General features: G+C 61.7%; 21 protein-coding genes. 15 read left to right on the top strand and 6 right to left on the bottom strand.

Annotation, left to right across the window (positions count from 1 at the left end; translation table 11 throughout):
• Positions 1-120: 120 nt before the first annotated feature.
• Positions 121-1,152: a trans-3-hydroxy-L-proline dehydratase gene (locus tag ACSQ3I_RS20710; protein WP_436001950.1), complete on the bottom strand. Its 1,032-nt coding sequence runs from the start codon at positions 1,150-1,152 to the stop codon at positions 121-123.
• 296 nt (positions 1,153-1,448) lie between these two features.
• Here ACSQ3I_RS20710 and ACSQ3I_RS20715 point away from each other — a divergent pair, with 296 nt between their 5' ends.
• The 5 genes from ACSQ3I_RS20715 (at position 1,449) to ACSQ3I_RS20735 (ending at position 6,086) form a co-directional block, all read left to right on the top strand.
• Positions 1,449-2,483, top strand: a complete 1,035-nt coding sequence (locus tag ACSQ3I_RS20715; protein ID WP_436001952.1) for a DUF1176 domain-containing protein — start codon at positions 1,449-1,451, stop codon at positions 2,481-2,483.
• Positions 2,484-2,696: 213 nt separating this feature from the next.
• A complete protein-coding gene (locus ACSQ3I_RS20720; protein WP_436001954.1) occupies positions 2,697-3,257 on the top strand; it encodes a hypothetical protein in 561 nt (186 codons plus the stop codon).
• A gap of 5 nt (positions 3,258-3,262) precedes the next feature.
• Positions 3,263-4,558, top strand: coding sequence for a hypothetical protein (locus ACSQ3I_RS20725; protein WP_436001956.1), 1,296 nt, complete (start codon positions 3,263-3,265; stop codon positions 4,556-4,558).
• Between the two features lie 176 nt (positions 4,559-4,734).
• Complete coding sequence (gene tsaA, locus ACSQ3I_RS20730; protein WP_436001958.1) at positions 4,735-5,262, top strand: tRNA (N6-threonylcarbamoyladenosine(37)-N6)-methyltransferase TrmO; 528 nt, start codon at positions 4,735-4,737, stop codon at positions 5,260-5,262.
• 299 nt (positions 5,263-5,561) lie between these two features.
• The gene (locus ACSQ3I_RS20735; RefSeq protein ID WP_436002118.1) at positions 5,562-6,086 is read left to right on the top strand and encodes a dual specificity protein phosphatase family protein; all 525 of its coding nucleotides are present in this window, start codon (positions 5,562-5,564) and stop codon (positions 6,084-6,086) included.
• 373 nt (positions 6,087-6,459) lie between these two features.
• Here the strand turns inward: ACSQ3I_RS20735 and ACSQ3I_RS20740 are convergent, their stop codons facing one another.
• Positions 6,460-6,663: a cold-shock protein gene (locus ACSQ3I_RS20740; RefSeq protein WP_436001960.1), complete on the bottom strand. Its 204-nt coding sequence runs from the start codon at positions 6,661-6,663 to the stop codon at positions 6,460-6,462.
• Positions 6,664-6,931: 268 nt separating this feature from the next.
• On the opposite strand from ACSQ3I_RS20740, the gene ACSQ3I_RS20745 reads away from it, so the two are divergent.
• A complete protein-coding gene (locus ACSQ3I_RS20745; protein ID WP_436001962.1) occupies positions 6,932-7,159 on the top strand; it encodes a hypothetical protein in 228 nt (75 codons plus the stop codon).
• A gap of 45 nt (positions 7,160-7,204) precedes the next feature.
• Here ACSQ3I_RS20745 and ACSQ3I_RS20750 read toward each other — a convergent pair whose 3' ends face one another.
• The 4 genes from ACSQ3I_RS20750 to ACSQ3I_RS20765 all read right to left on the bottom strand — a co-directional run bounded on the left by ACSQ3I_RS20750 (position 7,205) and on the right by ACSQ3I_RS20765 (position 11,537).
• Positions 7,205-8,047, bottom strand: coding sequence for an FAS1-like dehydratase domain-containing protein (locus ACSQ3I_RS20750; RefSeq protein WP_436001964.1), 843 nt, complete (start codon positions 8,045-8,047; stop codon positions 7,205-7,207).
• Positions 8,048-8,056: 9 nt separating this feature from the next.
• Positions 8,057-9,211, bottom strand: coding sequence for an acyl-CoA dehydrogenase family protein (locus tag ACSQ3I_RS20755; protein WP_436001966.1), 1,155 nt, complete (start codon positions 9,209-9,211; stop codon positions 8,057-8,059).
• Positions 9,212-9,316: 105 nt separating this feature from the next.
• Positions 9,317-10,675, bottom strand: coding sequence for an MmgE/PrpD family protein (locus tag ACSQ3I_RS20760; protein WP_436001968.1), 1,359 nt, complete (start codon positions 10,673-10,675; stop codon positions 9,317-9,319).
• A 1-nt stretch (position 10,676) separates the two neighbouring features.
• Positions 10,677-11,537, bottom strand: a complete 861-nt coding sequence (locus ACSQ3I_RS20765; RefSeq protein ID WP_436001970.1) for an HpcH/HpaI aldolase/citrate lyase family protein — start codon at positions 11,535-11,537, stop codon at positions 10,677-10,679.
• A gap of 206 nt (positions 11,538-11,743) precedes the next feature.
• Here ACSQ3I_RS20765 and ACSQ3I_RS20770 point away from each other — a divergent pair, with 206 nt between their 5' ends.
• From ACSQ3I_RS20770 to ACSQ3I_RS20810, 9 genes are all read left to right on the top strand, one after another.
• Positions 11,744-12,883 (top strand): CaiB/BaiF CoA transferase family protein, encoded by a 1,140-nt coding sequence (locus ACSQ3I_RS20770; RefSeq protein WP_436001972.1) that lies wholly within the window; start codon positions 11,744-11,746, stop codon positions 12,881-12,883.
• 109 nt (positions 12,884-12,992) lie between these two features.
• Complete coding sequence (locus ACSQ3I_RS20775) at positions 12,993-13,934, top strand: LysR substrate-binding domain-containing protein (protein WP_436001974.1); 942 nt, start codon at positions 12,993-12,995, stop codon at positions 13,932-13,934.
• Positions 13,935-14,392: 458 nt separating this feature from the next.
• Positions 14,393-15,316 carry an ABC transporter permease gene (locus ACSQ3I_RS20780; protein ID WP_436002120.1) on the top strand — a complete coding sequence of 308 codons (924 nt, stop codon included), beginning with the start codon at positions 14,393-14,395 and terminating at the stop codon, positions 15,314-15,316.
• 51 nt (positions 15,317-15,367) lie between these two features.
• Entirely contained in the window at positions 15,368-16,396 is a 1,029-nt protein-coding gene (locus ACSQ3I_RS20785) for a sugar ABC transporter substrate-binding protein (protein WP_436001976.1), read from the top strand.
• Positions 16,397-16,487: 91 nt separating this feature from the next.
• Complete coding sequence (locus tag ACSQ3I_RS20790) at positions 16,488-18,608, top strand: ABC transporter permease (protein ID WP_436001978.1); 2,121 nt, start codon at positions 16,488-16,490, stop codon at positions 18,606-18,608.
• Positions 18,608-19,702, top strand: coding sequence for a strictosidine synthase family protein (locus tag ACSQ3I_RS20795; protein ID WP_436001980.1), 1,095 nt, complete (start codon positions 18,608-18,610; stop codon positions 19,700-19,702). The genes ACSQ3I_RS20790 and ACSQ3I_RS20795 overlap by 1 nt, the downstream gene beginning before the upstream one ends.
• Before the next feature lies 1 nt (position 19,703).
• Entirely contained in the window at positions 19,704-21,200 is a 1,497-nt protein-coding gene (locus tag ACSQ3I_RS20800) for a sugar ABC transporter ATP-binding protein (RefSeq protein ID WP_436001982.1), read from the top strand.
• 51 nt (positions 21,201-21,251) lie between these two features.
• Positions 21,252-22,379 carry a zinc-dependent alcohol dehydrogenase family protein gene (locus ACSQ3I_RS20805; RefSeq protein ID WP_436001983.1) on the top strand — a complete coding sequence of 376 codons (1,128 nt, stop codon included), beginning with the start codon at positions 21,252-21,254 and terminating at the stop codon, positions 22,377-22,379.
• Between the two features lie 48 nt (positions 22,380-22,427).
• Complete coding sequence (locus ACSQ3I_RS20810) at positions 22,428-23,924, top strand: aldehyde dehydrogenase (protein ID WP_436001985.1); 1,497 nt, start codon at positions 22,428-22,430, stop codon at positions 23,922-23,924.
• Positions 23,925-23,969 lie beyond the last annotated feature (45 nt).

Genomic DNA, 23,969 nt, shown 5'->3' on the forward strand with positions numbered 1-23,969 from the left:
TATGGCGCAAACAAGGGATGATTAATCTGGCTGCCGAACAGTCGAGACGATTCGGTCAGCCGGGAAAATCATCGGGTGCCGCGGGGTTGTTGCCGCGACACGTTCCGGCATGTCAGCCTTTCACTTGATCCTGGGCCAGGTATCCGAGAGGCGGTAGCCGCCGGGGAAAGGATCCGAAGGGTCGAGCATCAGTTGTGCGGTGCCGCTGATCCATGCGCTGCCGGTGATCGACGGCACGATCGCCTTCTGGTCCGCAATCGTGGTTTCCCGAACAATCTTGCCGATGAATTTCGTGCCTATGATCGAAACGCCCGTCAGGGTTTCGCCTTCCCCGAGTTCGCCGCGGGCATTCAGCAACGCCATGCGCGCCGAGACGGCCGTGCCCGTCGGGGACCGGTCGATCTTGCCCGGCTGGATCGCGACGACCGACTTGGCCATCAGTTGACCGTTTTCGCGATACGGCCGGCCGGCGAAGAGGCAGAAGGAGATATGGTTCCAACCCGTATCCTCGGGATGGGAGAAGCCAAGCTGCTGGTTGGCCGCATTGGTGATCTTGATGCCGGTTTCCGCGATCGTCCGGGCATTCTCGGGCGAAAGGTCGATGCCGATTTCTTCCGCATCGACGACAACGAAACTATCTCCGCCATAGGCGGTGTCGACGGTGAGTTTGCCGATGCCGGGCACATCGAGGGTCGCGCCGAGCTTCTGGGCAAAACTTTTGACATTGGTGACGGTGATCCGCTCCGCCTTGCCGTTGCGGCATTCCGCCTCGACCTCGACCAGCCCGGCCGGTGCTTCGAGAACCATCCGCGTCACAGGTTCGGTCATCGGAATGATGCCGCTGTCAAGAAGCACGGTCGAGACGCAGATCGAGTTCGAACCCGACATCGGCGGCGTGTCCTCCGGCTCCATGATGATCCAGCCCATCTGGGCCTTCGGGTTTTTGGGCGGAACGAGCAGGTTGACGTGACGGAAGACGCCGCCGCGCGGTTCGTTGAGGACGAAGTTTCGCAAGGTCTGGTCCTTGGCGATCCAGCGCGACTGTTCCCAGACAGTGTCGCCGGGCGGCGGGGCGACGCCACCGACGATGACATCCCCGACTTCACCTTCCGCATGGCAGGTGACGACATGGACGATTTTCGAACTACGCATCTTCTGTTCTTTCTCGGTTTCGTTGGGCTGGCTCGGGCGTTCGCCGCTTGAGAAAAGCAGCACGTCCAGATTCTCAGGTGTGCGAGACTATGCTCCGGCCGATCGTTTTCGGGAATAGGTCTTTCGCGTCTGCTGATTGCATCTTTTGAGAACCGCGGTTCATGTTGCCAGACCGCATGCCGTCATGGATAGTGCGCGACAGCAGGGGATTTTCACGTTTTCTCGGACAAGGGAAGAGGACAACGATGCGGTGCAAAACCAGGGGTGGGGTCACGAACGTTCTCAAGGCAAAGGTTGTGGCGGCGGGTCTCGTCTTGCTGTCGACGGCGGCGGCAGCGATGGACGGGGAGTTGAAGGGGTTCGGGGACTGGCAGGCCGGATGCGACAACATCAAGAACTGCGCCGCGCTATCCCTGCCGCGTGAAGACGACAGTTCGATTGCCTATCTGCGGCTGGAGCGGGCTGCCGGGCCGGATGCGCCCGTCAAACTTCTTCTGCGTGTGCTCGGCGACTGGAAGACGCTCTCGACGCCGCTCAAGCTCAAGCTTGACGAGACGGATTTTCCCGTCGCAGCACAGGCCGAGCAGTCGGATACCGATAGCGGCACAGTTTCCCTGACCCTCCAGCCCGCCGAAATCAGCGCGTTCCTGGATGCCTCCCGCAAGGCGACCAAGCTGACGGTCACCGCTCCCGAGATGACGGCAGATATCTCGCTTTCCGGCTCCGTCGCCGCCATGTTGTGGATCGACGAGCAGCAGGGACGGTTGGACACGACGTCGGCCCTGATCCGCAAGGGCAAGGGCACGAATGTCCCCGCCGCCGTCGCCGTGCCGGTCATCACGGCGAAGACGGTGAGTGGTGGATTGTCCGATGAAGAGAAGAAATCGTTCACGGCCGCTTTGCGCCAGGAGATTTTGAAACCCGGTTCCGACATCTGCGACGACGATGAGGAGCTTGCAGCCATGGACGATGCCTGGCTGCTCGATGGCGATCGCCGGCTTGTCGGCCTCGCCTGCTCGCGCGGCGCCTACAATGTCACGACCGGCTTCTGGACGGTGGAGGGTAACAATGCGTCGACGGCGAAACCCGTCGTCTTCCCGGAGGGAACCGGCGACGACACGGAAAACATGCTGGTCAATGCGGGCTTCGATTCGGCCACGGGACGGCTGGAGTTCTTCTCCAGGGGACGCGGCATCGGCGATTGCGGCGTCTTTGGCGGCTTTGCCTGGACTGGCACCGAATTCGTTCTGACCGGATTGAGCATGATGGGGGAATGCCGCGGTATTGCGCCGAACGACTGGATTCCTCTTTTCACGAGCGACGTGAAGTAGGGCTTGTCCGGGGTGATGGGCTGACGAATTTCCCTTGTCGGTCCGACTTTTCGAATTGAGCAATGAAAGTGCCCGGCCGGCGTTGCTTGCCCTTCCTGCCGCGTACAGTGGTTGCGACAAAGGGTTGAATAAAATCGGGGGGATTTCCGTTTTCCGGCAATGTGTGTTGAGCTTCGGGTGTGGACATCCGGTAGGCTCGTTTTGGAGGACTTCATGAACAACTGCCTGTCCGTCAAGGACGTTTCTGTCTCCCGCCTGCCGCAACAGCGCCGTTCGGGATCCGATTGTCAATCTCGTGCGTGGAGTGGCCTGATGCGCCTGCATGGTCTCGTGGGTGGGCTCTTTCTTATGGCAATGGCAGCGCCTGCGGCTGCATCGGGCGGGCTGGATTGCTCGATCGAGGATAAATCCGTTCGCTTTACGCTGAACTCCGGCGTCACGCGTGGCATGGGCAGCCCGACCTTCAATCTCAAAGGCAAGCTGGAAATCCTCGAGGGGGTTGTTGCCGAGGATTTTCGCACGATCGCTTTCGACGGCGGCGATCGGCCGCAATACTGGCTGGATGACAAGGATTTGCGTCTGCTTTTCTACAAGGAGCGCTTGGGTGACAAGCCGTTCGGTTCTGTCGCACTGGAGATTCGCACCAAGCCCGTCGGCGAGGAGGGCGACGGGACCTATGAAGGCACGTATGAACTGCAGATCTATGACGCGAGCATAAGCGACAACGGTGGAGACAAGGCAGCGAAGGGCAAGGTCTCCTGCTTCGTCGAGTGACAGCGATGGAAACCGTGTGGCAGGGGCAAGGGATGCTTGTGAAAACCGGCAATGTGCGGCGGGCTGTCGGCGCATTCTTGGCGTTGGTCGGTGTGCTGTTTCCGCTGGCCCCAACGATTGCAGAGGCGCAGGACCGGCTGCCTGAGGTGCAAGTGAGCACTTCGGCGGGAGCGATCGGCTATTCTGTGGCGATTTCGGCCATCGACCAGTCGGATTCTAGCCTGACGACTGCTCGGTTCCGCAGCCTCGTTGATTCCGGGTCGCTTGGCGAACTGGCGTCGGTGCGCGCCCGCAGGATTTCGATCCCCAGTCTTTCCGTCACGGTCACGGCGCCGCAAGAGATCGCGGCGCATTTCAAGTCCACCGCGTTGAGCCTGAGCGATATCGTATTCGACGATGTTCAGGACGGGCGTGCGGCCACCATGACCGTCGGCTCGATCAGCTGGGAGACGCCCTGGGGCGCATCGAAGTTGGACAATTTTACCGCCCGCAACGTCGATGCTTCGGCACTGATTGCATTTTTTGGCAAGAAAACCGACGCGGCGAGTGCCGATGCTCCGGCGGGCATCACCTTTGAAGACATCGCCTTCAACGCGCCCCACCCCGGGAACCCGGATCGTGATGTCAGGCTGGAGATCCTTTCTCTCGCCGTGGCGCTGGCGAAACATCACAATGGCATCCCGACCTCTTTCGATGTCGAGGGCATCGGTTTCAAGTTCGATCTGCCCGATGACCTGGAACATCCTGCCCTGGCGATCTTGCGAGCCGTTGGCCGCACCCATCTCGAGGGGACGTTTCGTGTTGCCGCCGAATGGAACGAGGGCCAGGACACTGTCAGCATTCGCGAAATGTCGCTGACGGGCAAGGATCTCGGGGGCGTGTTCCTGATCGGGGAAATCACCAATGCAGGCAAGGCGCTGTTTTCCGACGATCATTCCGAAGCACGCGCGGCGTTTTCTGCCCTTGCGGGCAAGTTCGTCACGCTGTCGGTCATCGATTCGGGCCTGGGTGACCTGCTTGCCGGCGAAATAGTGAAATCGACCGAGGGGGACATCCGGCAGAAGCGCGTAGCGCTGGCCGAGTTGGCCGAAAACCGGCTCAATGAGGTCCTGAATTCGTCGCAGGAGCCCGGTGCGGTGGACGACGCGGTCAAAAGGTTCATTGCCGGCGAGGCGCGAAACCTCGACATCACGATCCAGGCGAAGACCGATCCAGGCATCGATCTGACCGAGCTGTCGGATGTCAGGACTACCTATCCGGCGCTCCTGCAAAGAGTGAGAATCGACGCCGAAGCCAAATAGGTTGGATTTTGCCCGAAGTCGGCGCCAGATATTCCATCGAATATAACGCTATGCAATGGTGTTCCAGGACATGCTCCTGAAAAGGGCCGTCGGGTCAGGCACCGATGCGGTTGCAGGATCGACCGAAGGAAGCGCCGCCTGGCCCTGCGCCGGGGCGGCAATGAGAGGAAAGACATATGGTCCGTGAGAACGAGATCCGCGAAAACGAGGTTTCGGTCGATCCGCCGGCCGCGACGGATGCCGGACTTGTCTTCATCGGCCGCATATCCACGCCCTGGACATCACGTATGGAAACGCCGCGCCAAGGCCGGCATGACGGCCCGGTCTGCAGGATCGAGATCTTCGAGCCCTGGATCGCGGCGTTGAAGGGCGTGGAGGCCTTCGAGCGGCTGGAAATCCTTTACTGGCTGCACCGGTCGCGCCGCGATCTTGTGCTGCAGAGCCCGGCCGGCAACGGCAAGGTGCACGGTACGTTTTCGCTTCGCTCGCCGGTGCGGCCCAATCCCATCGGCACGTCGATCGTCACGCTGGAAGGTATCGAGGACGGCATCCTCCTGGTGCGCGGCCTCGATTGCCTCGATGGCACGCCGCTGATCGATCTCAAGCCGGATCGGACCCTGTTCAAGCCTATCGCGCCGCCGCAGCCCGGCGATTACCAGACAGGCGAAAACGCGCCGACCGCACATTATTGCCAGAAGGCGTGATCGGCGTCTTGCCGCCGGCATCCGCATCCGGAATTGCGTAAAAACAAAAGGAAACCGGTTTCGCGCTTCGGGGAAAAGCGGAACACTCCCGATGCATGCTCACGCATGCGGCCGTGATTTTGCTTTCAGTTGGCTGTCAGTTTCCCATGCCAGGAGCCGGTCCTGATCGGACTGGATTGGGCGAGACGGTGCTTCTGATGAACGACGACATCATTTCCGGGAAAGCGAAACGTGTGGGCGTGGTCCGGTGTCTTGCCGGCTTTCTCTCCGAACGGCGCAGGTCTGCCGCCGCCCTTGTCATGACGGTGGCCGCCCTTGGCGGTTATCTCGCCTTCCTGCAGTTGAGCGGCAATTTTCATACCGTCATCGACGGCGAACTCTATCGATCCGCCCAGCCGTCGGCCGGACAATTGGAAACCTATGTTCGCGACCATGGCATCAGGACGGTGATCAACCTTCGGGGCGAGAGCGTGACAGCGCACTGGTATGCCGATGAGATTGCCACCGCAAAACGCCTCAATCTCAATCACATCGATTTCAGGATGAATGCCAGTCGCAGGCTGACCACCGGTGAAGCCGATGAACTGGTGGCAATCCTCAAGGCCGCACCGAAACCGATCCTCATCCACTGCAAGGCAGGGGCGGACCGGACAGGCCTTGTATCGGTTATCTATAGCGAGCGGATCGCCGGGATGAGCGAAGAGATTGCGGAAAACCAGTTGTCGATCCGCTTCGGCCATATCGGCCTGCCATTCCTGTCATCGACCTTTGCGATGGATGAAAGCTGGGAGACGTTGGAACGCCATTTCGGGATCGAAGGCTAGAGCGGTTTGCGCCCGGAATTGCGTAAAAACGAGATGACCGGATAAAGGGGGCAGCCAGCAGGAACATCGCAACCCAGCAAGGGAAGCGTGATCGCCACACGAATCACATCCGGCAGGCTGTGTTTTGAGGGTTTGTGCGCGGCCGAGGCATGGCTTCGGTCTGCCCTTTCGGGCAATCGCAGCATCGATCCCGCGCGTGCTCGAAATCAGCGGGAGGAGCGTGGGCCGGGTGGCATATGCCGTTTCGGTCTCACGTTATCGACGTTCGCAGCGTCCTGTTCCGGGGTGTGCGTATCGTCTTTTTCGTTGAGGGCGAACCAACGCCCCTGTCGGGGCGCTGGTCCGAGGATGTGTCATCCTGTAATCCTGTCGATCAAAGCGACTTGACGTTTTCCGCCTTCGACTTGCCGGTCTTGCGGTCCTGACCGAGGTCGTAGCTGACCTTCTGTCCGTCCCGAAGCGAGCCTGCGCCCTGCAGCGCCGACACATGGACAAATACGTCCGGTCCGCCGTTTTCTGGCGTGATGAAGCCGAAGCCCTTGTCCTGATTGAAGAATTTTACCGTACCGGTCGCCATTATCGTCCTCGTTGATTAAGCGGCTTACATGCCGCGGGCGCAGTTTATTCATCAGCGGGCGCCTTCGCAACTTCCCTTTGCCTTTTTGTTGCCTTTCCGTGGCCGTTCGCACACTTTTTAGCTGTCTTGCGGCCTTCCCAGGTTCCCGTCGGCAGCCTGTTTCCTCCCGTGAAGGCGACATGTCCGGACATCCGGCGCCATTGTTGCCATCTTGCGACAGCCTTTCCCGGCCGAGCGCTCTATGATGCCGTCAATTGGGGGATGCAGGATGCTGACAGTTTGGCCGAAAGAGGCCCTGACGTCTGAAACGATGATGTTCCTGAAGTCGATCCTTCTGGATTGGTGTGAACAGAACGGCGTCGCGATCACAAGTGACGACGGCGTTGCCAAGGCGCGCTCCCTGATCGACTGGTACGAGTTCGGCATCAAGGACCGGGATGAATTGCTGAGACTGTTGTCCGAAGAAATCGGCATTGCCGGCCCCACCGCGCCCTAAACCCTCAATGCCGCCCGCGCCGGCCGCAAAACTCCTGGCGACATGTCAGCAATTGGCGATCATCGTTACGCCGCCCCCCTGATCGGCCACCCAGAGCGACGTGCCGGTTTCCTGCGGGCGCGCATTCAGCGAGACCCTGCCTCCGGCAAACAGCGGATGGACCGACCGGAAGGCGAACGTCTGCGGGATCTCGCCGTTTCGCAATTCAGTCGCCAGATCCAGGAGCAGGTTTGCCTGCAGCGGCCCATGGAAGATCAGTCCCGGATAGTTTTCATCGTTTTTGACGTACGGTTCGTCGTAATGGATTCGGTGGCCGTTGAACGTGATGGCCGAATAGCGAAACAGCAGGACGGGGTTCGCCTCGATCTTGCGTGTGTGGACGGCGGTTTGTGGTGCCGCCGCCGCTGCGGGCGGGTTGGCGGAACCTGCCGCCTCCAACTTGCGAAAAACGAGATCCTGGCGCTCGTCCAGCACCTCCCCGCGCGGTGTCGAATAGTGATGACGCACGGTGACGAAGATCATCTCGCCGCTGCGACCGGTCTTGAGCACGACGTCTTCGATCGTCGAGCGGCGCACCACCTCGTCGCCGATGCGAAAATCGCCTGAAAATCTCAGTTCCCCGCCGGCCCACATGCGCCGCGGAAATGGCACCGGCGGCAGAAAACTGCCGCGGGCCGGATGGCCGTCCGGGCCGATCTGGCTCATCGGCGCGATGTCGGGGGCGAGGCACCAGTGAATGCCGACGGGTGCCGGCTTGCCCGGCGCCACCGGCTTGTCGATATCCAGCACGGCATTCAGGCTGCTGGCGAGGCGCGGCGTGATGATGTCGGTGATGCTGCGCTCGCGGCCTATCCAGCTTTTCAGATAGTCGATATCGACGTCGGTCATGGCTATTCCTCAATAGGACCGCGGCATGCCGAGCACATGTTCGGCAATGTAGCTGAGAATCAGGTTCGTCGAAATCGGCGCGACTTGATAGAGGCGGGTTTCACGGAATTTACGCTCGACGTCGTATTCTTCGGCGAAGGCGAAACCGCCATGGGTCTGTACGCAGGCCTCTGCCGCCGCCCAGGAGGCTTCGGCCGCCAGCATCTTGGCGATGTTTGCCTCTTCGCCGCAGTTTTCGCCCTGTTCGTACAGGCGGGCAGCTTCGTCGACCATCAGTTCGGCGGCGCGCATCTGGGCATAGGCGCGGGCAATCGGAAACTGGACGCCCTGATTCTGCCCGATCGGCCGGCCGAACACGATCCGCTCCTTGGAATAGTCGCTCGCCTTCTTGATGAACCACTTGGCGTCGCCGATGCATTCGGCGGCGATCAGGATGCGTTCGGCATTCATGCCGGACAGAATGTAGCGAAAACCCTTGCCTTCCTCGCCGACAAGATTTTCTGCCGGAACGCGGACATTGTCGAAAAACACCTCCGTCGTCGCATGGTTCATCATCGTCCGGATCGGCCGGATCGTCATGCCGGATTTGGCCGCCTCCTGCATGTCGACGATGAAAACGGAAAGGCCATCGGTCTTCTTGGTGACCTGTTCCTTCGGCGTGGTGCGCGCCAGAAGCAGCATCAGGTCGGAATATTCTGCCCTCGACGTCCAGATCTTCTGGCCGTTGACGACGTAGTGGTCGCCGTCTCGTCTTGCAAAAGTCTTGAGCGACGTGGTGTCCGTGCCGCTCGTCGGTTCGGTGACGCCGAAGGCCTGCAGGCGCAGTTCGCCGGTGGCGATCTTTGGCAGGTACTGGCGCTTCTGCTGGTCGTTGCCGTGCCGCAGGATGGCGCCCATGATGTACATCTGCGCATGGCAGGCGCCGCCGTTGCAGCCGGATCGCTGCACCTCCTCCAGGATTGCCGCCGCCGCCGAAAGCGGCAGGCCGGACCCGCCATATTCTTCCGGAATGAGGGCCGAGAGATAGCCGGCTTGCGTCAGCGCGTTGACGAATTCGCTGGGGTAGGCACTCTCCCGTTCAAGCTTCTGCCAGTATTCGCCCGGAAACCCGGCACAAAGCTTCGCCACTTCCGCACGAATTTCGGCATAATCTTGATAAGGCACGTCTTTTCCTTTCTCTGGGGATGAAGGCAAGACAGAGTCTAGGGATTGAAGGCTATAACCACAAATACAGATTGGTGAGGCGCCTTATAGGGAATATATATGGCCCTAGCCGGCGAGATCGCGGATGTCGCCGATCCCTTCGACACCGGATAGCCGGGAGAACAGGGCCGATGCGGCATTGCCGAGAACGGGTGTCGCAAGCGTCATGAACTTCGCCTCGACATCCGCCTTAGCCGGAAAGGTATCCGGTTCGCCGGAGGGGTCGGGGATGGTGCGTTCTATGGTTCCGGTGGCGGTGCGGACGGCGATGGTGGCGCCGAAGGGATGGCGCAGGCCTTCCAGCCTTTCGTCGCGCCTGACGTCGATGCGGGTTGTCATCGCCTCGATGTCCGGATTGCCGAGCAGGGCATAATCGTCCCAACCGAAGCTGCCCTTGCAGAGCGCCACGGCGGCGGCGAAGGGCATGGAAAACTGCCCGTCGACCACCGTCTTCGGCCGGCGTTTTTCATCCAGCGGGGCGCCGGTGAGCACGATGCCGTTGGTATGCAGGCCGATCTCGACGGAAAGGATATCGGCGGGGCTCCAGCCATGTTCGCGCCGCAGCGCCAGCAGTCCGTCGACCGCCGCATGCGTATACCGGCAGGCGGGATAGGGTTTCATGCCGATCTTCATCGTCTCGTAGACGCCGCCGAGCGCGGCGACCGCCAGTTCCGGCCGGGGATTGCCCGTATAGCCGACGAGCAGGCCATGCTTGCCTTCGATGGCATCGGCGGCGCCTATAAACCCTTCGCGCGCAAGTGTGGCGGCGATCAGTCCGTTCATGGCTGCCGCACCCACCTGGTATCGTTTGTTCCAGGCGCCGTTGACGAGGAATTGCAGCGAACCGGCCGCCTGGCTTGCCGCCACGCCGAAGGCGGAGGCGATCCCGGCGGCATCGAGGCCTAGTAGTTTGCCCGCCGCAGCAGCCGCCCCGAATGTGCCGGCCGTTGCCGTCGGGTGGAAGCCGCGGGCGTAATGCGCCGTCGGGTCGAGCGCGTTGCCGAGACGGCAGCAGGTTTCGTAACCGGCGACGATGGCCGCCAAGAGATCCTTGCCGGAGGCGCCTGTCATTTCGGCCGCCGCCAATGCTGAGGGCACGACCGGCGCGCTCGGATGCAGCGAACTGTCGGAATGGGTGTCGTCGAAATCGAGCGAATGGCCGAGTGCGCCGTTCAGCAGGGCGGCGGTCGCCGGGATGTAGCGGCGCTGAAAACCGAATACGGTCGAATGGCCGGGCGCATCGAGACCCAGCCGCGCCAGCATGCCGAGCAGGCTGGCGGTCGAATCCGCTTGCCTGCCGGCGCGGACGATGCTGCCGATCAGGTCGATGGCGAGGTATTTTGCCCGCTCCGGCACCTCCGGCGGCAGATCCGCATAGTCGAGATCCGCCACGTAGCGGGAGAGGGTTTGGGTGATGCCGGTCATGTCAGGATCCATTCGAGAAGCGTTGATGCGCCCGGACGATCTGACGGGCACGAAGAAGAACCGGCATGTCGACCATGGCGCCATCCACCGCCCGCGCTGCGCCATCCTCGACGCTCTCTACGATCCGAAGCGCCCAGGCAAGTTCGTCGGTACCAGGCGCAAAGCCTTTGCGGGCCGGCTCGATCTGCCTGGGGTGGATCAGCAATTTGCCGCCGAAACCCAGCGAGGCGCCATAACGCGCATCATCCTCGATAACGGTCGTCTCGTTGATCGATAGGGTAACGCCGTCGATCGGCGCAGGCGTTTTTGCCAGGCGGGCGGCGAGGACGATGCGGCTGCGGGCGAAAAGCAGGGCTTCGCGTTCATGGGCGCAGCCGAGATCGGCGGCGAAATCGATGGAACCGAAGGCGAGGCGATCGGCTGCCGTGGCAATTTCGTCCACCGCTGCAAGGCCTTTTGCCGATTCGACAATGGCGATGACATGCATATTTTCCGGCAGGCGTTTGCGAAGATTGGCGATACCGGCAGCGCTTTCCGCCTTCGGTAGCACCACGCCATCGATCGGTAGGGTAGCCGCCGTGATGACGTCTCCACCGTGCCAACTGGTTTCCGTTCCATTGATGCGAATGAAGACTGGCGCGGTAATGGCTGCGTCGCGTAGCGCCGGCCCCAGGCCGTCGCGGGCACTGTCCTTGGCATGCGCCGGCACGGCGTCTTCAAGGTCGATGATCACGGCCTCAGTGCCGGATGCGGCGGCCTTGGCGAAGCGTTCCGGCCGGTCGGCGGGCACGAAGAGAAAGAGGGCGTGGTTTGCAAATCCTTGCGGCATGATCATCCGATGCGTCGGTGGAAACGCGGCCATTTTCCGTGCTTGCGCCTCCTCAGGCCAATATATTTTTGATGGCACGCATATAGTCTGCCCATATATGCGCGGTCCGCAATGTGATAACTTTCCTGTATGGCCATCCCATTAGAGTGTTATTTGAAGTGATGGCAAAAATCGGCAATGCTGCACGGACAGGCTGAGGTAAGTCGGCGCTGACGTAACGAAAACCGGTTGGCAGGACAATGAAATCAGATCTTGAAGGCGTGCTGGTCGTGTCCGTCGAACAGGCGGTTGCCGCGCCCTATCTTTCCTGCAAGCTTGCCGATGCCGGCGCCCGCGTCATCAAGGTCGAACGGCCGGAAGGCGATTTCGCCCGCGAATACGACCATCTTGTGCACGGCGAAAGCGCCTATTTCGTCTGGCTGAACCGCGGCAAAGAATCCGTCTGCCTGGATCTCAAGCAGGAGGAGGACCGGGCGATCCTGATGACCATGGTCAGCCGCGCCGATGTGTTCATCCAAAACCTGGCGCCTGGCGCTGTCGACAGGTTGGGCTTCGGCGCCGAGAGCTTGCGGCAGCGTTTTCCACGCCTGATCACCTGTTCGATTTCCGGTTACGGCGATGAGGGGCCGCTGAAGGATCTCAAGGCCTATGACCTGCTGGTGCAGGCCGAAAGCGGCCTTTCGGCGATCACCGGCAACGAGCATGGTTCGGCCCGCGTCGGCGTTTCGGTCTGCGACATCGCAGCCGGAATGACCGCAACGCAGGCGGTGCTGCAGGCGCTTCTCGCCCGTGAAAAAACCGGCGAGGGCCGGCATATCGCCGTGTCGCTCTATCATGCGTTGTCGGACTGGATCAACGTGCCCTATCTGCAGTTTCAATATGGCGGCAAGGTGCCGGCACGCAGTGGCCTCAACCATCCGACGATTGCGCCTTACGGTTCTTATGCCTGCGCCGATGGCAAGTCGGTGCTGTTTTCGATCCAGAACGAACGGGAGTGGGCGATGTTCTGCCGCGAGGTGCTCGGCTGGCCGGATCTGGCGACCGACCCGCGCTTCTCCTCCAACAGCGACCGCGTCAAAAACCGCGAGGCGCTGGACGCCGCCATCGTGCCGATTTTTGCGGCCGTTTCCCGGGATGAAATGGCGACGCGCCTGCACGCCGCCCGTATCGCCTATGGTCGCGTCAGCACGCTGGAGGATGTCGCCGAACATCCGCAGAACCGCTACATGGAGGTGGATACGCCGACAGGTCCCGTCCGGCTCATGGCGCCCGGCGCGCTTGCCGATGGCGTGATCCCGTCCTTCGGCGCCGTTCCGGCGCTTGGCGAACACACAGCATCGATCCGGCAGGAATTTTCCGTTGTCCGTGCCGCGCAGTAATTGGCAGGCCCGATAGACGGCTTGTATTCTTGACATCTGCGATCCCGCTCCCACTATAATAAAAAACGAAGCTGCTTCATGTGGCTATAAAAGAATATTGGAGGGGTGCGTGGATCTTCGTCAGTTGCGGTATTTCGTTGCGATCGTCGAACAAGGGTCTTTTTCCAAGGCGGCCGCGACCTTGAACGTCGCGCAACCGGCGCTCAGCCTGCATGTGCGCAACATGGAAGCCGATCTTGGAACCGCGCTTCTGTTTCGCAGCCCGCAGGGCGTGATGGCGACGGAGGCCGGCGAAATCCTGCTGCGCAACGCCCGCATCATCATCGACCAGTTTGCGATCACCCAGGAGGAAATCCGCGGTCACGAGGCGGAACCCGCCGGCGAAGTGCGGCTGGGTCTGCCGGGCACGATCAGCCAGATCCTCTCGGTTCCGCTGATCATCGCCGCGCGCAAGCGCTATCCGAAGATCAAGCTGCGTATCGCCGAGGCAATGAGCGGCTTCATCACCGAATGGATCCGCGAAAGCCGCATCGATATCGCCGTCCTTTACATTCCGGTGGAAGACCGTGTCCTGACCTCCTATCCGGTGCTGACGGAGGAGCTTTGCCTGCTCGGCCCCGCCACGCCGATGGAGGGCATCAAGACCCCGCCTTTCGGCCCGCTGGCGCTGGCGAAGGTCGCGCCGCTGCCGCTGATCCTGCCCAGCGCCAACCATGGCCTGCGCGAGCTTCTGGAGCGCGAGGCGACCTCGAACAACCTCGATCTCAACACGGTCATCGACGTCGATTCCTACGGCAACATCAAGGAGCTGGTGGAGAAGGGCATGGGCTATTCCATCCTGCCCTTCAATGCCATCGCCCGCGAGGTTCGCGAAGGCCGGCTGCGCTCCTGGCGCATCAGCAAGCCGGAACTGAAGCGTGACGTCCATCTGGTCCATCCGGCGGACCGGCCGATGACCAATGCCGTTTCCGCCATCGAAACACTGTGCCGCGAAACGCTGCTCGAACTTGCGGCGACCGGCCAGTGGAGCGGCGCCACGGCATTGCGCTGAATCGCATCGGCCGTTCGGCCAAGAACCATGAAAATGTAAGCAGTTAACCGCAGTTTTCCCCGCGCTGGCGGCAAGCTGGTCGGTGGTGCGGTATGGCGATGCCGGTCCAGCCGATGCAGCCTCGCGCAGGCGTCATTGCTATAACATCCCTATATGGAGCTTAACGCAATTTGATAATTTAATTAATACGCCCGCCTGTTATAGTTTCTTTCCAGCAGCGGAGATTTCCTTTGAAATTTCAGTTGGTTGGACATTGCGCCGGGAGGGGTGCGGATCTGGTTTCAGGTTCGCGTGTCCATGAAACCACATGAAGCATCTGCTCCCATCGCCAGCCGCAAATCTGCCGGCGGGCCACCGGGAAGCGGTCTTCGGCAATGTCAGGGAGGACGTGGGTCGTGAACGCTCGAAAACTGTTCCGCTATCTCAATCAGGAAAAGATCGTCTTCATCCTGACGGTCATGCTTTTCCTCGCCTTTTCGCTGACGCTCAACAATTTTCTCGACGCCAACAACATCCTGTCGCTGATCCGCAGTGTTGCCGTGCTCGGCATTCTTGGTCTCGGCATGCTGATCGTCGTGCTCGGCCGCGGCATCGACCTGTCGCTGGTGGCGACGATGGCGATCTCGATTGCTTGGTCGATGCAGCTGATCCACGAGGGCATGCCGGTCTACGCGGCGCTGACCACCGGCCTGCTGTTTGCGCTCGGCGTGGCGCTGTTTACCGGCGTCCTGGTCGCCTATGCGGAAATCCCGCCGCTGTTTGCCACCCTGGCGATGGCGACCTTCGTCTACGGTTTCGGCCGCGCGCATCTGATCGTCGGCACCGACGTCGTCTACATGCCGAAAACCATGGGCTGGATCGTCACGCTGGGGCAGGGCAAGCTGTTCGGCGTGCCGATGCCGATCGTCGTGGCCGCCGCCATGGCACTGGTCGTCTTCCTGTTCCTGAAATTCACCAAGATCGGCAATTTCGTCTATGCCATCGGCGACAATCTGGCCGCCTCGCGCATCGGCGGCATCGCCGTGCGGCCAATGCTGGTGCTGCAATACGTGCTTTCCGGCGGCATCGCCTTCGTCGCGGGCATCATCACGGCCACCTCGGTCGAGGCGATGAACACCCGCATCGTCAATTCCAACATGATCTACGACGTCATCCTGGTGGTCGTGCTCGGGGGCGTCGGCCTGTCGGGCGGCCGCGGCAACGTCCGCAACGTCATCGTCGGCACGCTTTTGATCGGCGTGCTGATGAACGGCATGACGATCATGGACATCCAGTACACGGTTCAGAACGTCATCAAGAGCCTGATCCTGCTGCTCGCCATCGTCGTCGATAGCATCGTCAATCCGCGCGACGAGCAGACGGGCCAGCAGGGAGACATCTGACCGAACAGACAAACAAGATCACCAGACAGATGTGACAAGGAGGAGTGGAACATGGGTAAGACTGGTTTGATGAGACTTGCGGCGACGGCGCTTGCCGCCTTTACCATCGGCGCAACGGCTGTATACGCCGACGACGACATGAACGATCCCTATCGTGCGCCGGCGCTTTCGGCGCTGGCCGGCAAGAAGATCGCCTATCTGCCGATCTCCATCGGCTTCGATCTGGCCCAGGCCTGGGGCGGCGTGGTCAAGACGGAAGCCGAGCGTTACGGCATGAGCTTTTCCTCGCAGGATCCGAACTGGAACACCGACGCGATGGCGCAGGGCATGACGGCGCTGATCGCCGAGCATCCGGACGTCATCGTCACCCAGAACCCGGACATGCAGTCGCTGGCACGGCTTCTGAAACAGGCCAATGCCGAAGGCATCGTCGTGGTGCAGCTCAACATGCAGGGCGCGGTGCAGACCGATGCCTTCGTCGGCCCGGATTTCATCGCCATGGGCGAGCAGGCCGCCAACATGATGCTGGCCAAGTGCGGCTCTGAAACGCAGACCTCCCACAAGGTGGCGATCGTCCAGGGCGTGCTGACCGGCGGTGTCAGCTACTACCAGGTCCAGGGCATGATGAAGGTGTTCAATGAGCATCCGGAAATCCAGATCGTCTCCAGCCAGGCGGCCGACTGGGATGCCTCCAAGGCGCGCGCCATCACCGAGACGGCGCTGCAGCAGCATCCCGATCTCTGCGGTGTCATCGACGTCTGGGACGGCCAGGGCATCGGCACGGGTGCTGCGATCAAGCAGGCCGGCAAGCAGGGCCAGGTCTATTTCATCACCTCGGGCGGCGGGGCGCAGAGCATGTGCGATGGCCTGCTGGACGGCACCTATTCCGCTGCGATCAACTACAACGCACCGGGCATGGGCCGCGACGCCTGGACGGCGATCACCACGGCGCTGCAGAACAACCAGGGCGCCGGCGTCATCAAGACCCAGATCTACTCGCCGACGCGCGTCATGATCAAGGACGACGTGCAGGCCGGCACCTGCTGGGATCCGCAACAATACGCCAAGATCCTCCGTTGATCCGATCATAACCATCGCACGGCTGGCGGAATGCCGGCCGTGCTTTTCCAACCTTTCGATTTTTATTGATCATAAAGCATGGAGGCGGGCCTTGGCGTCGGCGAACACCCTTACAAAGCTGAGATACCGCTTCATTCCCGACCACGTCATCGGAGAAATCCTCTCGAAGAAGTGGATCGACAACGCCATTCCTTTTCTGGTGCTGATCGCAGTCATCCTCGTCTTCGGTTCGCTGATCCCGAATTTCTTCAGCGGCAGCAACCTGTCGATCACCTCGCGGCAGCTCGGCGAATTCGCTCTCGTCTGCATCGCCATGATGCTCGTCATCGTCGTCGGCGGCATTGACCTGTCGGTCGGCTCGAATTTTGCGCTCGGCAATTTCATGACGCTGGCGCTGCTCAATCTCGCCGGCTGGTCGGTGTGGGCGGCCGTGCCCGCCGTCATCCTGATCTGCGGCTCGGTCGGCCTGCTTAACGGCATTCTCGTCGGTTATCTCAGGCTGCGCGCCTTTCTCACCACGCTGGTGACGCTGATCATCGTGCGCGCCGTCGTCGACATGCTGCTCTTGAAATACGCCCAGGCGATGTCGATGAGTTTTTACCAGTCGGATGCCTGGGATCTGATGGGCCTCGGCGGTTTCTTCGGCATTCCTTTTTCCTTCTGCGTGCTGATCCTCGTCGCCATCATCGGCCATATCCTCTTGACGCGCTCGCGGCCCGGCTGGCGGTTGATGGCCATCGGCGGCTCGCGCCGCTCGGCCCACAATATCGGCCTGTCCGTGCGCCGCACGGTCTGCGCCACCTATACGATCTCCGGCATGCTCTGCGGCCTCGCCGGCGTGCTCTACGCCGCCCGTCTTTCCGGCGCCGGCACCGATACCGGCATGGGGCTGGAGATTTCGGCGCTGACGGCCGCCGTGCTCGGTGGCAACAGCCTCGGCGGTGGGCGCGGATCGATCGTCAAGGCGCTGATCGGCGCCGTCATCGTGCTGGTCATGACCAACGGCGTGCTGCGCCTCGGCCTCAATTCCGGTTCCGGGCCGATGGTGCTGGGCCTGACCCTGATCTTCGCCGTGTTCGTCGACGTGCGCTGGCTGAAGAACCGCGACAAGCTGCTCAACAAGGTCTATGTCTCGCCTACCTATATCGAACTGCCGGAGCCTGCTTCCACCAGCGCCGATTCCGGCTCGGCCTTCGCGCTCAACGACCGGCTGAAGGATGTCGAAATCATCGGCCTGGCCGATGTCGAATCCCCCGAGGATGTCATCCTCGATGATGACGACTACCTCTATTGCGGCACTCGCCACGGCGACATCGTCCGTTTTGCTCCGCCCGATTACAAGACGCATGAAGTCTACGCCCATATCGGCGGCGCGCCGCTCGGCATGAGCTGGGACAAGGACAGGAGCCTGCTCGTCTGCGTCGGCGGCATGGGCCTCTACAAGATCGACCGCAGCCGCACCGTGACGAAGGTGACCGACGAGACCAACCGGTCGAAACTCTCCGTCGTCGACGATTCCCGCCTGCGTCTCGCCGACGACCTCGACATCGCGCCGGATGGCCGCATCTATTTCTCGGAAGCGACGATCCGCTACGAAATGCATGATTGGCCGGTGGATGCGCTGGAAAGCCGCGGCAACGGTCGCATCATCTGCTTCGATCCGAAAACCGGCCGGACGCAGACGGTGCTGCGCAACCTGATTTTCCCGAACGGCATCTGCACGGCGCAGGACGGCCAGTCGATCCTGTTTGCAGAAAGCTGGGCCTGCCGCATCAGCCGCTTCTATATCGACGGGCCGAAGGCCGGGAGGGTCGAACGTGTGCTCGACCGGCTGCCCGGCTACCCCGACAACATCAACCGGGCATCCGACGGCACCTATTGGGCAGCGATCATGGGCATGCGTTCGCCGGCGCTGGATGTTGCGCTGCGCATGCCGGGCTTCCGCAAGCGCATGGCGAGGCGTATCGCCCCCGACCAATGGCTCTATCCGAACCTCAACATCGGCTGCGTCATCCGCTTCGACGACAAGGGTGAAGTGTTGGAAACCCTGTGGGATCAAGGCGCCGAAAACCATCCGATGATCACCTCTATGCGCGAGCACAAGGGCTACCTCTATCTCGGCGGCATCACCAACAACCGCATCGGCCGCATCAGGCTCGAGGGACGGGATACGGGCTGGTCGGGTTACCAGAATTATTGGGGGAGGGCGTGATGGCCAATGCTCTGCGCAATTGGGTCGACCGCTTCCTCGGCCGCGGCGAAGCCGCCGTCACCGTGCCGCCGCTGGATGGTGCGCTGAAACCCAACAACCTGCTGGAAGAAGCGCCGGTCGGTATTTATGCGAAAACCCCCGACAACCTCGTCGCGACGAAGGCCGGGCTGGTCTACTCCAGCGGTTCGACGCTTCATCACCAGCCGGCATGCGGCGGGGTAGGGGCCACGCTGCTGGACGCCGGTGCGAGGGTGACGGCAATTGCCGCTTCCGAAGCCCGGTTGCTGGCTGTCGCGACAACGGCCGGGATTGCGTTTTACGATACGGCCGGCGGAAAAGCCGCAGGGCTTTCGTCCGGCACCCAGGCCTTGATCAATGTCGCGGCCATGGCCTTTTCGCCGGATGGTTCGCTTGTCGTCGCGGTCGGTTCCTCGAAAAACGACCTGGAGAATTGGCAGCGGGATCTGCTGGATGGCGAGCGGGCCGGCTCCGTCTGGCGGCTGGATCCCAAAACCGGGCAGGCGACCATGCTGGCAAGCCGGCTCGGCTTTCCGAACGGCATCGCTGTCGAGCCTGATGGCAATATCGTCGTCAGCGAAGCTTGGCAAAAGCGGCTTGTCCGGCTGGACGCCAGCGGCAGGATGCTGGGTCAGGTCATGGAGGATCTGCCTGGTTATCCCGCCCGCATCAGTGGCTCGGCGCGGCAGGGCTACTGGCTCTCGGTGTTTGCGCCGCGCAGCCAGCTGATCGAATTCGTGCTGCGCGAGGATATCTATCGCAAGGCGATGATGGCCGAGGTCGCACCGGAATTCTGGATCGCCCCGGCGCTGCGCAGCGGCTATTCGTTCCGCGAGCCGATGCAAGGTGGCGCGCTCAAGCAGATGGGCATCCTGAAACCCTGGGCGCCAACACGATCCTACGGCCTCGTCATCGAACTGACGGCCGATTTCGTGCCGCTTCGCAGTTTCCACAGCCGCGCCGGCGGCCGGCGGCATGGCATTACCTCGGCCGTGGAAGCGGGCGGCAAGCTCTGGGCCACCAGCAAGGGCGGCGATGAGGTGATCGCCGTCGATCTCGGCATGCAGGGAAATTGACATGAGCCCCATTCTCGAACTCAAGAACGTCACCAAGGAGTTCCATGGCGTTGCCGCCCTGCGCAATGTCAGCTTCAGCCTGATGCCGGGTGAGGTCCACTCGCTGCTTGGCGAAAACGGCGCCGGCAAGTCGACGCTGACCAAGATCATGGCGGGTGTCCACGAGCCGACGCAGGGCGAAGTGATCTTCAACGGCCAGCCGATGACCTTCGGCAGCCCGGCCGAAGCGCTGCACAACGGCATTGCCATGGTGTTCCAGGAAACCAGCCTGGTGCCGTCCCTGACGGTGGCGCAGAACATCTATCTCGGCAACGAAAAATTCCTCAACCGCCTGCGCGGCATCTACATCGCCGCCCAGCAATTCCTGCAGTCGCTGAATTTCGGCGTCGATCCGACCATGTACGTCTCGCAGCTCGGCGCGGCGCAGAAGCAGATGGTGGAGATCGCCCGCGCCGTGCATCACAAGGCGCGGATCATCATCTTCGACGAACCGACCGCAACGCTGACGCCGGAGGAGAAGCATCATTTCTTCTCGCTGGTGAACCGGCTGAAGCGCGAGGGCGTCTCGATCATCTTCATCAGCCACGCGCTGGAGGAGGCGCTGGCCATTTCCGACCGGATCACTATCCTGCGCGACGGCCAGCATGTGATCACCGACGATGCAAAAAATTTCGACCGCGACAAGATCATTTCGTCCATGGTCGGCCGCTCGCTCTCGGCCGAACTCTACAGCCGCGACAAGAGCCGCAAGGCGCGTCCCTACGGCCAGAAAGTGTTGTCGGTGCAGAACCTGTCGATGGGCAAAATGGTGCGCAACACCTCGTTTTCGGTCTATTCCGGGCAGATCACCGGCATTTTCGGCCTGATCGGTTCGGGCCGCACGGAGACGGCGAAAATCATCTCCGGCGTGGTCAAGCGCGATTTCTTCCATGGCGGTGAAGTACGCCTCGACGGCCGCTCGGTGCGTTACCGCGTGCCGCGCCCGGCCGTGAAGGACGGCATCGTCTACGTGACGGAGGATCGCAAGATCGAAGGTTTCTTCGAGACCAAGTCGATTGCCGAAAACATCTACATGAACCTTTTGTCCTCCGACCTTAATCGCGGCGTTGTCGTGTCCCATTCGGAAATGATGGAACTCGCCAAGGACTGGACGAAGCGGCTGAACGTCAAGGCGATCGATGGCAATGCCCGCGTCATCGAGCTTTCCGGCGGCAATCAGCAGAAGGTGGTGATCGCCAAGGCGCTGGTGCAGAAACCGAAGCTGGTGATCTTCGACGAACCGACCCGCGGCGTCGATGTCGGCGCCATCGCCGAGCTGCATCAGGTGATCAACGAACTCGCCGATGCCGGTCTCGCCGTCGTGGTGATTTCTTCTTACCTTCCGGAAATCCTCAATCTGGCCGATCGCATCCTTGTGTCGCGACAAGGCCGGGTGGTCGAGGAATTCTCCACCGAGGAGGCGACGGAGGAGAAGATCATGTACGCGGCGGTCCACTGAGCGGCCGAAACGATAAAACGGCCGGTGAGGCTGAAAGAGTGAGGGAAAGACATGAAGATCAGAGCGGCCGTTCTGGAAGAAATCGGGCTTGAACGCCCTTATGCGCAGACCTTGCCGCTGAAGATACAGGAGGTCGAGCTGGACGGGCCGGGGCCGGGCGAAGTGCTAGTCAAGATCGCCGTTGCCGGCCTCTGCCACTCCGACCTTTCGGTGATCGACGGCAACCGGCCGCGGCCGGTTCCGATGGTGCTGGGGCACGAGGCATCGGGTGTCGTCGAGGCGGTCGGCGAATATGTCGAGGATCTGAAACCCGGCGATCACGTCGTTTTTGTCTTCGTCCCGAGTTGCGGCCATTGCTCGCCCTGTGCCGAGGGCCGGCCGGCGCTTTGCGAACCGGGCGCGGCATCGAACGGTCACGGCGAACTTCTCGGCGGCGTCAGCCGGCTGTCGCGGCATGGCGAAAAGGTCCATCACCATGTGGGCGTTTCGTCCTTCGCCGAATACGCGACTGTGTCGCGTCGTTCGCTGGTCAAGGTTGAGAAGGACGTGCCGCTCGACATTGCCGGCCTGATCGGTTGCGCCGTGCTGACCGGTGCGGGTGCCGTGTTCAACACCGGTGACGTCAAACCCGGCGGCTCCACGGCTGTGATCGGCCTGGGCGGGGTCGGGCTTGCCGCACTGATCGGCGCGGCTGCAGCCGGGGCCGAAACCATCATTGCGGTGGACCGGCTGGACTCAAAGCTGGAGTTTGCCAGGGAGCTTGGCGCCACGCACACCTTCAATGCCGACGATCCTGACATCGTCGGCAAGATCAAGGAAGCCACCAAGGGCGGCGTCGAGGCGGCGCTGGAATTTGCCGGTTCCGTCAAGGCCCTCGAATTCGGTTATGCCATCACCCGGCGCGGCGGCACCACGATCACCGCCGGCCTGCCCAATCCCAAGGCGATGCTCTCCCTGCCGGCGGTGACGCTGGTGGCCGAGGAGCGGACGCTGAAAGGCAGCTATATCGGTTCCGGCGTGCCCTCCCGCGACATTCCCCGTTTCCTCGCGCTCTACAAGCGCGGCAAGCTGCCGGTCGATCGGTTACTGACCCATCGCATGCCGCTTGACGACATCAATGAAGGTTTCGATCGGCTGGCGGATGGGTCTGCCGTTCGCCAGATCGTCGAATTCACCTGAAAACGGCAGCGCGCTGCCGGCACGCCCAAGACATATGGAGTTATCGACATGGCCAGAAGCCAGGGTATCAAGGATTTTCGCTGCTTTATCGACGGCGAATGGACCGAGGCGTCATCGAAAGAGACGTTCGAATCCTTCGATCCGTTCACCGGAAAAGTCTGGGCGAAGATCCCGAAATGCGATTCACGCGATGTCGACCGCGCCGTCATCGCCGCTCGCCGTGCTTTCGATAGCGGTGACTGGTCGAAGCTGAACGCCACCCAGCGCGGACACCTGTTGCGCCGTCTCGGCGATCTCATCGCCCGCGATGCCGATCATCTGGCGGCGACGGAGGTGCAGGACAACGGCAAGCTTTATGCCGAAATGCGCGGCCAGGTCGGCTACATGCCGCAATGGTTCTATTATTTCGCCGGCATGGCCGACAAGGTCGAGGGCGCCGTGCAGCCGATCGACAAGCCGGACATGTTCACCTACACCCGCCACGAGCCGGTCGGTGTTGTCGCGGCGATCACGCCGTGGAACTCCCCGCTGCTGCTTCTGACCTGGAAGCTGGCGCCGGCGCTGGCGGCGGGGTGCACCCTGGTCATCAAGCCGTCGGAATTCACCTCCGCCTCGACGCTGGAGCTGATGCGGCTTGTCGAGGAAGCGGGTTTTCCCAAGGGCGTCGTTAACGTCATCACCGGTTTCGGCCAGGATGTCGGCGAGGCGATCTCCACCCATAACGGCATCGACAAGATCGCCTTCACCGGCGGCGAAGTGTCCGGCCGCCGCATCGCCCAGCAGGCGACCGGCAATTTCAAGCGCATGACGCTGGAGCTTGGCGGCAAGTCGGCGCAACTGGTGTTTCCGGATGCCAATCTCGACAATGCCGTCAAGGGCGTGGTCTCCGGCATCTTTGCCGCCACCGGCCAGACCTGCATCGCCGGCTCGCGGCTGCTCGTACACAGGTCGATCCACGATGAATTCCTCGAAAAATTCCTCGAACTGGCGAAGACGGCGCGCATGGGCGATCCGATGGAAATGACCACGCAGGTCGGCCCGGTCACCACCCAGACGCAGTTCAAGCGTGTGTTGTCGATGATCAACATGGCCAAGGCCGAAGGCGCCGAAGTGGCGATGGGCGGCAAGCCGGCGGACCGGCCGGAATGCGGGGACGGCTGGTTCATCGAGCCGACCGTCTTCACCGGCGTCAGGAACGACATGCGGATTGCGCAGGAGGAGGTTTTCGGCCCGGTGCTTTCGGTCATTCCTTTCACCGAGGACGACGAGGCCTACCAGATGGCCAACGATACGCCCTACGGCTTGGCCGCCGGTGTCTGGACTTCCGACATGGCGCGGGCGTTCACCGCGGCAAAACGCCTGAGGGCGGGCACGGTCTGGACCAACACCTACCGCGCCGTCTCCTACATGATGCCCTTCGGTGGTTTCAAGAATTCCGGCGTCGGGCGCGAAAGCGGTCAGGACGCCATCTACGATTTCCTCGAAACCAAGAGCGTCTGGCTCGCCTTCAACAAGGACGTGCCGAACCCGTTCGTAATGCGCTGAGGCCGGTGAACGCTACATCGGCAGGTAGTAACCGCGATGCATGGA

The sequence above is a fragment of the Rhizobium sp. LjRoot30 genome (assembly GCF_964253915.1).
Classification (GTDB): Bacteria; Pseudomonadota; Alphaproteobacteria; order Rhizobiales; family Rhizobiaceae; genus Metarhizobium.

Excerpts from the sequence above, each read along its gene's own strand:
- ACSQ3I_RS20810 (WP_436001985.1), top strand. The coding sequence starts at position 22,428 with ATGGCCAGAAGCCAGGGTATCAAGGATTTTCGCTGCTTTATCGACGGC.
- ACSQ3I_RS20750 (WP_436001964.1), bottom strand. The coding sequence starts at position 8,047 with ATGACCGACGTCGATATCGACTATCTGAAAAGCTGGATAGGCCGCGAG.
- ACSQ3I_RS20795 (WP_436001980.1), top strand. The coding sequence starts at position 18,608 with ATGGCCAATGCTCTGCGCAATTGGGTCGACCGCTTCCTCGGCCGCGGC.
- ACSQ3I_RS20765 (WP_436001970.1), bottom strand. The coding sequence starts at position 11,537 with ATGGCCGCGTTTCCACCGACGCATCGGATGATCATGCCGCAAGGATTT.
- ACSQ3I_RS20745 (WP_436001962.1), top strand. The coding sequence starts at position 6,932 with ATGCTGACAGTTTGGCCGAAAGAGGCCCTGACGTCTGAAACGATGATG.
- ACSQ3I_RS20770 (WP_436001972.1), top strand. The coding sequence starts at position 11,744 with ATGAAATCAGATCTTGAAGGCGTGCTGGTCGTGTCCGTCGAACAGGCG.
- ACSQ3I_RS20785 (WP_436001976.1), top strand. The coding sequence starts at position 15,368 with ATGGGTAAGACTGGTTTGATGAGACTTGCGGCGACGGCGCTTGCCGCC.
- ACSQ3I_RS20735 (WP_436002118.1), top strand. The coding sequence starts at position 5,562 with ATGACGGTGGCCGCCCTTGGCGGTTATCTCGCCTTCCTGCAGTTGAGC.
- ACSQ3I_RS20800 (WP_436001982.1), top strand. The coding sequence starts at position 19,704 with ATGAGCCCCATTCTCGAACTCAAGAACGTCACCAAGGAGTTCCATGGC.
- tsaA (WP_436001958.1), top strand. The coding sequence starts at position 4,735 with ATGGTCCGTGAGAACGAGATCCGCGAAAACGAGGTTTCGGTCGATCCG.
- ACSQ3I_RS20805 (WP_436001983.1), top strand. The coding sequence starts at position 21,252 with ATGAAGATCAGAGCGGCCGTTCTGGAAGAAATCGGGCTTGAACGCCCT.
- ACSQ3I_RS20780 (WP_436002120.1), top strand. The coding sequence starts at position 14,393 with ATGCTTTTCCTCGCCTTTTCGCTGACGCTCAACAATTTTCTCGACGCC.
- ACSQ3I_RS20710 (WP_436001950.1), bottom strand. The coding sequence starts at position 1,152 with ATGCGTAGTTCGAAAATCGTCCATGTCGTCACCTGCCATGCGGAAGGT.
- ACSQ3I_RS20720 (WP_436001954.1), top strand. The coding sequence starts at position 2,697 with ATGAACAACTGCCTGTCCGTCAAGGACGTTTCTGTCTCCCGCCTGCCG.
- ACSQ3I_RS20760 (WP_436001968.1), bottom strand. The coding sequence starts at position 10,675 with ATGACCGGCATCACCCAAACCCTCTCCCGCTACGTGGCGGATCTCGAC.
- ACSQ3I_RS20740 (WP_436001960.1), bottom strand. The coding sequence starts at position 6,663 with ATGGCGACCGGTACGGTAAAATTCTTCAATCAGGACAAGGGCTTCGGC.
- ACSQ3I_RS20725 (WP_436001956.1), top strand. The coding sequence starts at position 3,263 with ATGGAAACCGTGTGGCAGGGGCAAGGGATGCTTGTGAAAACCGGCAAT.